This is a genomic window from Rappaport israeli, assembly GCF_001888055.1.
In the GTDB taxonomy this organism is placed as follows: Bacteria; Pseudomonadota; Gammaproteobacteria; order Cardiobacteriales; family Cardiobacteriaceae; genus Rappaport; species Rappaport israeli.
In genome coordinates this window covers 17,604-31,427 of the sequence record NZ_LXHZ01000026.1, presented here as the reverse complement: position 1 = coordinate 31,427, position 13,824 = coordinate 17,604, and the positions used below count along the sequence as shown (strand labels likewise).

Sequence of the window (13,824 nt, the reverse complement as noted above, 5' to 3'; positions counted from 1 at the left end):
CTCATATCCCGCCCCTTTTTTTAAGCGGTTTTTCCTGTTGCTCTAGTTCATCATTTAATTCGGCGATTGTTTTAGGGCACATCTGCAGTAAAAGCTGACGCATAGGCTTAATTGGATGGTCGCTTAAAAACAAACCCAACGTTTTCTTTTCATACTCCAGCTGTATTCTCTTATCCCATTGATTAGAGTCATCAAGTTTTAACAATTTACGTTCTATAGAAGGCACATTGCCAAATAATGCAAACATATCATGCTGTTGGGTTTGCTCATCTTTATGAATCTGCTCAGATAACTGCAACATCTCAGGAAGTGCTGTAAAAATCGCGCCACGATTGATTGTCAAAGCATCAAAAGCGCCCGCATAAATAAGCGTTTCAAGCGTTTTACGATTTAGTTTCTTCAAATTCAATCGCTGACAAACCCCTTCTAGTGAATCAAATGCGCCGCCTGCCTCTCGCTCAGCCACAATGGCATTAATCGCATTCTCCCCCACCCCCTTTATAGCACCCAAACCATAAACAATTGCTCCTGCCTCATTCACAGTAAAAGCATAGTGCGATTGATTAATACTAGGAGGCAACACCTCAATCCCCATTTTCTGACATTCATCAATAAAGCGAACGATTTTATCTGTATGGTCCATTTCAGAAGTTAGCACCGCCGCTAGAAACTCCGCTGGATAGTGCGTTTTTAACCACGCGGTTTGATACGATAACAACGCATAAGCTGCTGAATGTGATTTATTAAAACCATACTCAGCAAATTTTGCCATCAAATCAAAAATCTCTGCCGCCAACTGCGCTTTCACCCCCTGCGCTACCGCCTTAGAGGTGAAAATCTCTCGTTGCATTGCCATCTCTTCTGCTTTTTTCTTACCCATCGCGCGGCGCAAAATATCTGCTTCTCCCAGACTATATTTTGCCAACACCTGAGCCACCTGCATCACCTGCTCCTGATAAACCATAACCCCATAAGTCGTATTTAAAATGGGCTCTAAATCAGGATGCGGATAAATCACCTCTGCCAAACCATGCTTACGCCGAATAAAATCATCCACCATTCCCGATTGCAACGGACCAGGACGAAATAGCGCCACCAGCGCCACGATCTCCTCAAAATTATCAGGCTTTATTCTTAAAATCAGCTCCTTCATCCCACGGGACTCCAGCTGGAAAACCCCCGTTGTTTGTCCAGATTTCAGCAAATCATAAGTTGCCTTATCCTCTAACGACACCCGCGTTAAATCCAAATCCCCTAATCCTTCCCGACGCCGACGCTTATTCACATGCGCCAACGCCCAATCAATTACCGTCAACGTCCGCAGCCCTAAAAAGTCGAATTTAACCAACCCCACCGCTTCAATATCATCTTTATCAAACTGCGAACTCACCCCTGCGCCAGCATGCTCAGCATACAATGCAGAAAAATCAGATAATTTAGTAGGCGCAATCACCACCCCCCTGCATGCTTACCCACATTTCGCGCCAACCCCTCTAGGCGCAAACACGTCTCCAACAACTGTTTCGCCTCTTCATTATTATCGTATTGCTCGATTAACTCCTCAGACACCATCTCTGGCTTACTTTGCGACCTCTCACTTTTCCCCAAAGCATCCAACAGCTTAATTTTCAAAACATTTGGCACCATCTTGGACAACCTATCCACCACAGGATAAGGCATTCCCATCACCCGCCCCACATCGCGAATAACCGCCTTTGCCGCCATCGTGCCAAATGTTGCGATTTGCGACACCTTCTCACTACCGTATTTATCCGCAACATATTCAATCACCCTATCGCGCTTTTCCATACAAAAATCAATATCAAAATCAGGCATTGACACACGATCAGGATTTAAAAACCGCTCAAACAGCAAATCATAGGCAAGCGGGTCAAGGTCAGTAATCTCCAACGCATAGGCCACCAACGACCCCGCGCCCGACCCCCGTCCAGGCCCAACAGCAATTTCATTGTGTTTTGCCCAACGAATAAAATCCGCCACAATCAAAAAATAGCCTGCAAAACCCATTTGATTAATCACCGCCAATTCTTGCTGCAACCGCGCGCGATATTCAGGCGCTTTCTCTTGATAACGCGCCTGCTCATCAAATAACTGCGTCAAGCGCCGTTCAAGCCCCTGTTCTGCCATATCCACCAAAAACTGTTCAATGGATTGACCCTCAGGCACTGGAAAATCAGGCAAATAATTTTCACCCAACGCCAACACCGTATTACAACGCTTAGCCACCACCTCACTATTTTGCAAAAGCATTGGCGCATCTGAAAAAAGGGCATTCATCTTATCCCTAGATTGCAAACAATGATTTTGCGTAAACGGTCGCGGACGCCGTGGGTCAATCAACTGATAGCCCCCACTAATACAAATCCTCGCCTCATGCACCTCAAAATCACCCGCACGATTGCCAAAACACGCCAAATTAGTCGCCACAGACACCACATCACACTGCTCCTCAAACGCCTGACACGCCTCAATATACTGCGCCTCCCCTTCCACGCCATGCCTTGCAATTTGCAAATAATAGCGATTGCCAAAGACCGCTTGCCAATGGCGTATCCGCTCAAGCGCCTCCTGCCTACGATTTTGCAACACCAATTGCGCCACATCACCCTGCATCCCCCCCGACAACGCAATCAACCCCTCACACTGCCTAGAGGTTAAGCGCTTCCAATCCACCGCCACCGCCTGCGCATCTTGGTCATATTGATACGCCGCGCTCACCAATTCACACAAATGCACAAATCCCGCATGATGTTGCGCCAACAGCACCAATTGCGCCAACGCCCCCTCTTCATCGCGCACCGTCAAATCACAGCCCAAAATCGGTTTAATCCCAGCGGCACGTGCCGCTTTATAAAACTTCATCGCCCCATAGACATTATTGCGGTCAGTCAAAGCCACCGAATGCGCACCCTGTTGCTTTGCATGTGCCACAATCTCACCCACACGCAAAATACTATCGGTTAGCGAAAACTCACTATGAATATGCAAATCAACATAAGGCAAAACAACATCAGCCATTCTTTTTATCCTCAAAAACCAAGCCAGAAAGCAACGCCCGCACAGGACGATAACTCAAGCGATACAAACCATGCACCCCAAAACGCGCCAACGCCTGCACATGCAAAGCGCTTGGATAACCCTTATGGCGCGCATAACCATATTGCGGCCAACAGGCATCCAGCGCCACCATCTGCGCATCGCGCACCACCTTCGCCACAATCGACGCCGCCGCAATAGAGGCCTCTAAACCATCGCCCCCAACAATCGCCTCACACACCATCGGCACATCAGGTACAAACCGCCCATCAACCAGCACCTTATCTGGCAGACATCGCAAACCCAACACCGCACGACGCATCGCCAGCAAACTCGCATGATGAATATTCAAACGGTCAATCTCTAAAGCCCCTACCTGCGCCCAACAAACCGCAGACGCCTGAGCCATAATCCCCTCAAATAAGCGCTCACGCTGCCTTGCCGTCAAACGCTTACTATCAGTTAACTTTGGCAAATCATAGCGCTTTGGCAACACCACCGCCGCTGCCACCACATTACCCACCAACGCCCCACGCCCTGCCTCATCCACCCCCGCAACAATCACCGCACCACCTTTTGCGCATAAGCAGTCAACACCGCCTGCGCCGCACAATCAGCCACATTAAGCGGCAATGCCTGTGCAATGCGCGCAAACCCCTCACGTTGCGCCTGTTGCAAAGCCCCATCTGACCATAGCGCATAAAGAGCCGCTGAAATCTTATCCGCCGTCGCATTTTCTTGAATATATTCAGGCACCAAATCACGATGGTCTAATAAATTAGGCAAAGCAAAGCGGTCAATTTTTAGCAATCGACGCGCAATAGCCGCCGTTAACGCCTGCACCTTATACGCCACCACCATCGGCGTTTGCAAAAGCGCCGCCTCCAGCGTAATCGTGCCACTAGAAACCAACGCCAGCGAACACTGTGCAAGCAGCTGCGCGCTAGGCGCCAGCGACAACTGCACCTGCGACACCCCAGATGCCTGCACACATTGCGCCACCAAATCATACAAATGCGCCTCACTCACCGACACCACCGCCTTCACCTGTGGCAAACGCTCCTGCAACTGCGCAAAAGCTTGTAAATAAACTGGCAATAACCGCGCAATCTCAGCACGCCTAGAGCCTGCAAAAATCCCCAAAGTATGCCCATCTCCACCCGTATTTTTCACACTATTAGCCAACTTATCGCGTAACGAATGCCCCACTGCCACCGCCTGCACCCCATGCTGGGCATAAATTGCCGTCTCAAAAGCAAAGAGACACAACATTAAATCTACCGCCCCCTTAATCTTCTCAATGCGCTTTTCCTTCCACGCCCACAACGACGGACTCACATAATGCACACAAAACGCCCCACGCGCGCGCAAAAAACGCGCCATCGGCAAATTAAAATCAGGCGCATCAATGCCAATAAAAATATCTGGCGGATTCTCCTGCCAATATTTTCGCGCCACCTGACGCACACGCCATAAATCAGGCAAATGCGCCACCACCTCCACCAACCCCATCACAGACAAGCGCTCCATCGCCACCAACGAGTGCAACCCCTGCTCCTGCATCGCTTGCCCACCAATCCCACTAAAAGACACCGACGGATAACGCTTTTTTAAAGCCTGCATCAACGCACCACCCAATACATCGCCTGAGCGCTCCCCTGCCAACAGCGCCACATGCAATTGCTTAACCATTAACGCATCAAACCCCGTTTACCCATATTCTCCACAAACGCCAAAATATCCTTCACCGCGGGCGAACCAGACGCCAAGTCTTGCAAGCGCGCCTTAGCCTCACTAAGCAATAAATTCTCATAATACAAATACTTATAAGCCAACTTAATCGCCTCAACCTCCGCTTTAGCAAAGCCATGACGACGCAACCCCTCCTTATTCAACCCACTTATCTTAGCTGGCATCCCTGCTACCATCGCAAATGGTGGCACCTCCTGCTTCACCCCACTAGAAAAACCACAAATTGCATACGCACCAATGCGCACAAATTGATACACCAATGCAAATCCACCCAACGTTACATAATCCCCTACCTGCACATGCCCCGCTAATGAGGCATTATTTGCAAACACCGTATGATTACCCACCACACAATCATGCGCTAAATGCACATAAGCCATAATCCAATTATCCGAACCAATAACCGTTGCGCCTTTATCCTGCACCGTTCCCCGATTAAACGTACAGCCCTCACGAATCACATTGCGATCGCCAATAATCAAACGCGTCGCCTCGCCCTTATATTTTTTATCTTGAGGCATTGCCCCTAGCGAAGAAAATTGAAAAATATGATTGTCTCTACCAATTTGAGTTGGACCCTCAATCACCACATGCGGCGCAATAATCGTCCCATCCCCAATAGAGACATTCGCACCAATCACACTATACGCACCAATAGACACATTAAGCCCAATCTCCGCACTTGCATCGATTATCGCTGTTTTATGAATCATTCAGCACTACCCTTACCCGCAGTGGTACACATAATTTGAGCATCACACACCACCTTATCATTAACCGTCGCCTTCGCCTCAAAAGACCAAATCCCACGACGCGCACGCACCACCCTCACCTCTAAAATCAACTGATCACCAGGAACAACAGTTGCACGAAATCGCGCCTTATCAATGCCAACAAAAAATAAATGCCATCTTTTTCAGGTTCATCAGGCAAACCCAATTCCTTTTTAACCGACTTCACCCCCAAAATCCCAGCCGCCTGAGCCATTGCCTCAATCACCAACACCCCAGGCATGACAGGTTTTGTAGGAAAATGCCCCTGAAAAAAAGGTTCATTAATCGATACATTCTTAACTGCACGAATAAACTCGCCCGCCTGCACCTCAAGCACCTTATCAAGCAACAAAAAAGGATAGCGATGCGGCAAATACGCCTGAATGGCCTCAATATCCATGATAGTAGACATAAAAACTCCTTAAAATAAATAATTAGCCTAATTTTTTTTATCCAAACGACGCGTATTCGCCACTAAACGATTCCATTCTCGATTGGGCATCGCTGGAAATGCCGAAGAATAAACGCCTGCCTGCGTAATTGACTTAGACACCGAAGAATGTCCAGTAATTTGCACCTTATCCGCAATTTGAATATGCCCGTTTAACACACTCGCCCCACCAATCAAACAATAGCGCCCAATTTTAGTTGAACCCGCAATTACACAACATCCTGCAATAATCGTATGCGCCCAATTGTCACGTTATGCGCCACCTGAATCTGATTATCCAGCTTCACCCCATCACCAATTACCGTATCCCCCACCGCACCACAATCAATCGTTGTATTTGCCCCCACCTCAACCTCATCACCAATTATCACACGCCCTACCTGCGCGATTGGCAACCAGCGCCCCTCTTCAAAAGAAAAACCAAACCCACGCGAACCAATCACCGCCCCTGCATCAATATAAGCATTACACCCAATCACAGAACGCGCCAAAATCTTCGCACCACTAACAATCACCGAATGCGCACCAATAGAGACCTCCTCACCAATCACCACCCCCGCCCCAATTTGGCAATGCGCGCCAATTACAGCACCAGCGCCAATAATGGCTCCTGCACCAATCCCAACCCCTTCTCCCAAAACTGCCGAAGAATCCACCACAGCACTCACAGCAACACCTGATAAGCGATTATCAGGCGCAAACAACGCAACCACCTGCCGCCATGCACGCTTTACATCTGCCACTTGCAACTGCACACCATCAAACGACGCCACAGGCTCTGCCACAATCAAAGCCGATAAGCGCGTAGAAGGTAAAAACTTACCATAACGACCATCTGCCAAAAATCCAATTTGCCCAGATTGACCCGCCTCCAACGTCCCCACCCCTGTAATGGATGCTTCTACCGTACCTTGCAACGTCGCTTGAATCCTATGCGCTAATTCTTTAACCGTATAACTCGCCATTGTTTCACCCTAAAGCAATCGCAAACGCTCAATAACCGCCGAGGTCAAATCCGCCTCCTCGCTCACATAAATCACGCCCGTATCATTTAAAATAATGTCAAAATCAAGCGCTTTTGCCAGCGCAACAATCTCATCAACCACAATCCGTTGCAATTTCGCCAACTCCTCATTGCGACGCACACTATAGGCATCACGATACGCCGCATCTTCACGCAACCACTCACGTCGTTTAGCAATGACCTGCTTTTCAAAATCCGAATACGCCTCACCACGCTCAAGAGTTGCCAATTCTCGCTCCATCTGAGCCACCTCCTCTTGTTTAGCGGTCAAAGCCTTTTGCTGCGCGGAAAATTCCGCTTCCAATAAACTACTGACCGCATTAAGTTGTGGAATAGAAGTCATAATGCGACGAAAATTAATAAAGCCAATCCGCAAAGACTGCGCATTGGCTTGTAAAATTGCCTGCTTATTTGATAACTCAGCCTCATCTAATACTACATCTTCATCAGGATTAACTCCAAGAGCCTGATGAGTATTGGGGTTTTTGCTAAGGATTACCGAATTTGGCGCATCAATATTAGATAAATTCTCTTGAACCGATTGCGCCTTGATACCACATGCCCAAAAAAACAACCCTAACCAAATAGTTAAAACCCGCATGGCTAGAAACCAGCGCCCACCGTAAACTGGAATTTCTCCTCAACATCACCCTCTTTTTTATTTAAAGGGAACGCATAACTTAAATTAAGCGGACCAATCGGTGAAATCCACTGCAAAAACAATCCTGAAGAATAACGAAACTCCCCAGCATCAAATGCGCTCGCCGACTGATATACATTTCCAAAATCAATAAACGTCCCTAAGTGCAAATTGCTATTTCTCGTACCCAATGACCAAGGCAATGCCAATTCAGCTCCCCCAATCACTCTAAAATCCCCACCTTGACTATCCCCATTTTGATATTTAGGCCTAACGAACCAAACTTATATCCTCGCACCGTGCTAATGCCACCAGCATAATAATGGCGATAAAATGGCAACGACTCTGTTTTGCCGTACCCCCCCCCATAACTAATATCCCCACGAAGGCTTAAAATAAGCGATTCATCACTATTTGAAAAATACGTCCGATTCCGATAGCCCGTTTTGTAATAAGTATCAGAGCTTGAAGGAATCGTTAACTCACCATAAACCTTATTTAAACTACCCTTAGTAGGCAAAAAAGCACTGTTTAAAGTATCTTTCGCCCAAGAAAGCGTTAACACTCCCTCGTGATAAGTATCTCCATTTTTATCTACAGATTGCTGAATTTCCTTAGCAACATCGTGACCTGTTTTTATCTTTAATCCACGATACCCCCCGCCAAAATATACCTTCTGATATTCAGACAAAGGATAACCAAAATCAACTGTCGCCAGATAATTATCTGTCGCCCAATCTGAAAGTTCGTGACTATCATAAGTTAGCTGATTATATTCAAACTGATAATCAGCACTCACACCATTTGCCGTAAAATATGGGTCGGTTAAATTAACCCCATAGCTCAATGCATTTTGACTTTTGGCAAATTTAAGCGACAAACGATTCCCCGTGCCAAAAAAGTTATTATCCGCATATTCAGCATTAAATAACGCGCCACTAGTCTCACCATAGCCAATGCCTGCTTGAATATAACTGGTACGCCGTTCTTTAATATTGTATTCAATATCAATTTTATCTGGCTCACCTTCCACTACACTAAACCGCTGCTCTAAAGATTCAATCTGAGGCAGACGACGCAAACGCTCCTCAGAGCGCGCTAAATCTGAACTAGAGAACAAACTAGATTCCATTTGTCGCATCTCGCGCCGCAATACTGAATCATAGGTTTTATCATTGCCTGTAAAATTAATATAACGCACAAATACGCGCTCACCAGGTTCAATCACAAAATCAAAATCCACTACACCTGTTAACGCGTTTTCTTTTGGAATAACCTTAACTTCTGCCTGAGCATAACCCTCATCTGCCAAACGAACCTCAATTGCTTCTATGGATTGAGCCACCTTATCTCGGCTATAGATTTCACCAGAATTAAACTCAATTAAAGACGCCAACTCCTCTTCAGAAAGAATTAAATTTCCACTAAAACGATACTCCCCAATTGTATAGGCGTGCCCCTCATCGATATTAACTACTAAATACACCCATTGACGGTCAGGCGATACATTAACTTGTGTAGAAAGTACTTTAAAATTTAAAAAACCACGATTGGTATAAAAAGATTCTAATCGCTCAATATCAGCAGCTAATTTATCAGGATTATATTGATCAGATTTAGTGAGAATGGAATTCCACCGACTCGTTGTCGTATCAAATTGCTTTCTTAACGTCTCATCACTGTAAATCTTATTGCCAACAAAACTCACTTCTTTAATACGCGCTGAACGACCTTCGGAAATATCAATATCTATTGCTACTCGCCCTCTTGGCAAAGAGCGAATTTTAGGCGTAATTTGCACTGCATATTTACTACGCGCTTGGTATTGTTGCGCTAAAGCCTCAATCGCCACTTGAAAATTGGTTGGATTATACGTTTGACCTTGCACAACCCTTAAATCATCTAGCGCTTTTTTAATCTCATTGGTATTAATTTCTTTATTACCAGAAATATTTACTTCAGAAATAACTGGATACTCTTGCACAATTAAAACCAAAACATTGCCATCACGTGCCACTTGAATATCAGAAAATAAATTAGTCTTTGCTAAATCATCAATTATCTGTGCACTATCTGCAACGTCAAACTGTTCACCAGGAATAATTGGCAAATATCCAAATACCGTTCCCGCAGAAATACGTTGCAAACCTTCAATACGAACATCCTGCACCACAAACGATTCTGCCCAAGCAATATTCGCCAAACTTAATCCCACCACATAAGACAAAGCCTGTTTTCTAAACAAATGACTCATAGTTTTTCCAAAATTAAACAAAAGATAATTCAGTCTGCCATAAAACATTTACACAACAGACAGCAACATATTTCTAATATTTTAAAAAGAATGCAAACACGCAAAATAAGTATTTAAAATATCACTCCTTAGCGGACAATTTTTTAAATGCGATGGCTTTGATTGTTTTGTCGGTTTACTTTCTTGTTTTCCTTCAACTTTTTCCTTAATTTTTTTAGGGCCTTTCTTTAATATTTTCTGGCAGTTCAAAATTAAAGCCTTGTCCATTTTCACGCGCAACCAATGCAGCAACTGCCTCCATTGCAACAGATACTTGACAAGATTCTCCCTTAAAACGCCCAGAGAAAAACACATAATCATTCTCAATCAAGCAATCTGGTGCAGCCGATGGGGATATATTCAAAACCAAAAATTCATCTTGCAGAAAATCCTCAGATAAACCACCAACCCACCCAACATTCGGGCACGCTACAATTAGATGTGGCGTCCAACCATTATCGACCACCCATTGGTAGGCGGCGCGCAACATATAAGGTTTTTTATCGATAATTGCACTTTTTTGCATGATTCATCCTATGACTGATGCGCTATTTTCTGCTCATACTTAGAAAGCGCTCGTTTAAAATAATCTTGGGCAAAATGAAACTTCATATAATTTTGCACACCTTGAGCCGAATTAGGTAATTCAATTCCTAAATAGGACAGTCGCCACAATATTGGCAATACACAGCAATCTAGCAACGATAACTCATTACCAATCAAATACTGTTTGTTTTTAAAAAGAGGTGCCATATAAAGTACAGCTTCTCGCAGAGCTTTAACTGTAGATTTCTTTTTTGCAGGCGTCAAGCGCGCATGTTCTAATTGGTTAGCAAGCTCATACCAATGTTGCTCGATTTCATAGCAAAATAAACGAATCCTCGCTCGCAAATTTGCCTCAATTGGCATCAAAGCTGGATGAGGGAAACGCTCATCTAAATATTCTGCAATAACTCTTTCATCAAACAATACCAAATCACGGTCAATCAACGTTGGTAAACGCCCTGTAGGATTAATTTCTAGCAAATCCTCTGGAATATTATCGGCATCAATTTCAATATGCTCAATTTCTAAATCTTTTGCATATGCGACCAAACGAATCCGCAAACTTGCTGCATGTTTAGGCTACCAAATAGCGCCAATCCACCTCGTTTTTGATTTATTAAGCTCATAATATTTCAATATTTTTAATGTATATCACGCCAAAATTCACGCTTCAGGAAGTAAAATAATACTGTCAGTAAAGCCAAGAACAATAATACCCAAGGTCCCATAGCTAATCGTTGTAATGCTGAAGGGTCAGAAACATAAACTAAAAAATTAGTTAAATCTGAGGCTACACGCTGATAACCTAAATCATTTAACGTTCCCTCAGTTAGTTTTTCAAAGCCAACAATTTTAGTGTTTGTTTCACACTCACCAGTACTATTACAATGCTCATGCTCTTCTATTACTGGCTTTTGCAAACCCTGAAGTTGCCATAATGGGTTAGGCATACTTGCGCCAGGAAAAACAGTATTATTAAAACCCAGCGGGCGACTATCGTCTACATAAAATCCTTGTAGATAGTTGTAGATATAATCCCCGCCTTTCGCTCTTGCAGTTACAGATAAATCTGGTGGCGCACTACCAAACCATTTAGTCCCATCTGCCACACTCAAACTATTGTGCATGCGTTCGACTTCTTTTGCGCCAGTAAAAATCAAATTTTCACTTCCAATTTCAGGGTCAATTCCTAAATCTTTAAAAGTCCGGTTATAGCGTTGCAACTCTAATGAATGACAGCCTGCGCAGTAATTCATGAACAATTTTGCTCCGCGTTGCAAGCTTGGTTGATCAGTAATTTCTACCTCAAAATGATAATTAGGGAATATATCTCCTGATGAGGCAGCCATTACACTGCCCATTGTAAACGCACTGCCTAATATAAGAATTATTTTATGAATCATTTGCTTACCCTCGTTGGCACAGGTTTTGTTTTATCTAATTTGCTATAAATCGGCATTAGCAGAAAAAAGGCAAAGTAGACTGCAGTCATAATTTGCGCCCACATAGTCAAAGTATCTGTAGGGGGTTTAGTACCTAATACCATCAAAACTAAGAAAGCAATAGTAAACAATGCCAAAGCCAACTTAAAAATCCATCCTTTGTAGCGGATTGATTTTACTGGTGAGCGGTCTAGCCATGGCAAGATAAAAATCATCGCCACTGCACCAAACATAGCCAAAACACCCCATAACTTAGCAGGCACACCAAACCAATCCCAAGTCATTGCCCGTAAAATAGAATAAAAGGTCCCAAAATACCAAACTGGAGCAATATGTTCAGGTGTAACTTGTTGGTTAGCAGGCTCAAAGTTTGCCAGCTCCAAGAAATAACCTTTAAGCTCTGGGAAAAAGAAAATCACTCCTGCAAAGATAAATAGAAACACTCCAACCCCTACCATATCTTTAACAGTATAGTAAGGATGAAATGGAATTCCATCTAGAGGAACACCACGCTCATCTTTGTATTTCTTGATTTCAATACCATCTGGATTATTTGAACCTACCTCATGCAAAGCAATGATGTGTGCTGCCACCAACATAACCAGCACCAACGGAATTAAAATAACATGCATAGAGAAAAATCGATTCAAAGTCGCATCAGAAATATAAAAATCACCTTGAATAAAGGTAACCAACGGGTCACCAATAATTGGGAACGCACTAAAAAGAGAAATAATTACATTAGCACCCCAATAAGAAGTCTGCCCCCATGGTAGTAAGTAGCCCATAAAGCTTCTGCCATTAAACATAAAAAGATTAAAGCGCCAAATAGCCATACCAACTCGCGCGGTTTACGATATGACCCATACAGCAACCCTCTAAACATATGCAGATAAACCACAATAAAAAAGAAAGATGCACCAGTTGAATGCATATAACGGAGCAACCAGCCTAGGCTTACATCACGCATAATATAGCCTTCAACACTGGTAAAGGCTTCTAATGCGCTAGGCTTGTAGAACATAGCCAACCATATGCCTGTAATAATTTGGTTAATTAATACCAACAGTGCTAATGAACCAAAGTAATACCAAAAATTGAAATTTTTCGGAGCGTAGTAACGCGCCAAATGGTCATTCCACAACACAGTCAAAGGGAAGCGATCATCTATCCAACCAAGTATTCCCGTTGTTTTATATGGATTAGACATTATTTTCTCCCTCCATTTCACCCACAACCACGATGTTATCCGATTCAAAACGATAAGGGGGCACGGTCAGATTTGTTGGCGCTGGCACACCCTTGTAAACTCTACCTGCATAATCAAATTTTGAGCCATGGCAAGGGCAAAAGAATCCGCCCAACCATGCACTATCTCCACGTTCCTCCCGCCCTTGAATTTGCGACTGTAATTTAGGGGCACAGCCAAGATGCGTACATACCCCTAACATTACCATTACATTATCACGTTGTGCTCGGGTAATATCACTAGCAAATTCTGGTTGGATAGATTCCTTAGAGTGAGGGTCGCGCAACTGGTCGTTTAGCTGCTCAAGTGTGGCTACCATTTCATCAGTTCGACGCAAGATATAGACCACTTTTCCGCGCCACAATGCCGTTTGTAGGGCACCGTCTTCTAACTTAGAAATATCCACTTTAATAGGCGCTCCTATTGCCTTTGCGCGCTCACTAGGCAACCAACTTTTTAAGAAAGGCACAGCAACAAAGCCTGCCCCAACAGCTGATGCGCCCACTGAAGCAGCAACTAATAATTTCCGCCTTCCTGTATTATGATTTAAATGAGCCGGCTGGAATGCCGGTTTTAATGTTGTGTCATTGCTCATGA

10 protein-coding genes and 4 pseudogenes are annotated in these 13,824 nt (G+C 44.3%); all 14 read right to left on the bottom strand.

Annotated elements, in window-relative coordinates; all coding sequences use genetic code 11:
* Position 1: 1 nt before the first annotated feature.
* Positions 2-3,039: pseudogene (gene dnaE, locus A5N84_RS12055) on the bottom strand (DNA polymerase III subunit alpha).
* Positions 3,032-3,622, bottom strand: a complete 591-nt coding sequence (locus A5N84_RS07715; protein ID WP_072281908.1) for a ribonuclease HII — start codon at positions 3,620-3,622, stop codon at positions 3,032-3,034. Before A5N84_RS07715 ends, dnaE begins: the two are co-directional and overlap by 8 nt.
* On the bottom strand, positions 3,619-4,749 hold the full coding sequence (lpxB, locus tag A5N84_RS07710; RefSeq protein ID WP_072281907.1) for a lipid-A-disaccharide synthase: 1,131 nt from the start codon (positions 4,747-4,749) through the stop codon (positions 3,619-3,621). Before lpxB ends, A5N84_RS07715 begins: the two co-directional genes overlap by 4 nt.
* Positions 4,749-5,522: an acyl-ACP--UDP-N-acetylglucosamine O-acyltransferase gene (lpxA, locus tag A5N84_RS07705; protein WP_072281906.1), complete on the bottom strand. Its 774-nt coding sequence runs from the start codon at positions 5,520-5,522 to the stop codon at positions 4,749-4,751. Before lpxA ends, lpxB begins: the two co-directional genes overlap by 1 nt.
* Positions 5,519-5,994, bottom strand: a pseudogene (fabZ, locus tag A5N84_RS07700) (3-hydroxyacyl-ACP dehydratase FabZ). The gene lpxA and the pseudogene fabZ overlap by 4 nt, the downstream one beginning before the upstream one ends.
* A gap of 27 nt (positions 5,995-6,021) precedes the next feature.
* The gene (locus tag A5N84_RS09655; RefSeq protein WP_078055662.1) at positions 6,022-6,210 is read right to left on the bottom strand and encodes a hypothetical protein; all 189 of its coding nucleotides are present in this window, start codon (positions 6,208-6,210) and stop codon (positions 6,022-6,024) included.
* 32 nt (positions 6,211-6,242) lie between these two features.
* Positions 6,243-6,998, bottom strand: coding sequence for a UDP-3-O-(3-hydroxymyristoyl)glucosamine N-acyltransferase (locus tag A5N84_RS07695; RefSeq protein ID WP_078055661.1), 756 nt, complete (start codon positions 6,996-6,998; stop codon positions 6,243-6,245).
* A gap of 9 nt (positions 6,999-7,007) precedes the next feature.
* On the bottom strand, positions 7,008-7,658 hold the full coding sequence (locus A5N84_RS07690; RefSeq protein ID WP_072281905.1) for an OmpH family outer membrane protein: 651 nt from the start codon (positions 7,656-7,658) through the stop codon (positions 7,008-7,010).
* A gap of 2 nt (positions 7,659-7,660) precedes the next feature.
* Positions 7,661-9,951: pseudogene (bamA, locus tag A5N84_RS07685) on the bottom strand (outer membrane protein assembly factor BamA).
* Between the two features lie 214 nt (positions 9,952-10,165).
* On the bottom strand, positions 10,166-10,516 hold the full coding sequence (locus A5N84_RS07680; protein ID WP_072281904.1) for a stringent starvation protein B: 351 nt from the start codon (positions 10,514-10,516) through the stop codon (positions 10,166-10,168).
* 8 nt (positions 10,517-10,524) lie between these two features.
* Positions 10,525-11,097, bottom strand: coding sequence for a glutathione S-transferase N-terminal domain-containing protein (locus A5N84_RS07675; protein WP_072281903.1), 573 nt, complete (start codon positions 11,095-11,097; stop codon positions 10,525-10,527).
* An 80-nt stretch (positions 11,098-11,177) separates the two neighbouring features.
* Positions 11,178-11,939, bottom strand: a complete 762-nt coding sequence (locus A5N84_RS07670; protein WP_072281902.1) for a cytochrome c1 — start codon at positions 11,937-11,939, stop codon at positions 11,178-11,180.
* Positions 11,936-13,188, bottom strand: a pseudogene (locus A5N84_RS13095) (cytochrome b). Before A5N84_RS13095 ends, A5N84_RS07670 begins: the two are co-directional and overlap by 4 nt.
* Positions 13,181-13,822 (bottom strand): ubiquinol-cytochrome c reductase iron-sulfur subunit, encoded by a 642-nt coding sequence (gene petA / locus A5N84_RS07660; protein WP_072281901.1) that lies wholly within the window; start codon positions 13,820-13,822, stop codon positions 13,181-13,183. Before petA ends, A5N84_RS13095 begins: the two are co-directional and overlap by 8 nt.
* Positions 13,823-13,824: the final 2 nt, after the last annotated feature.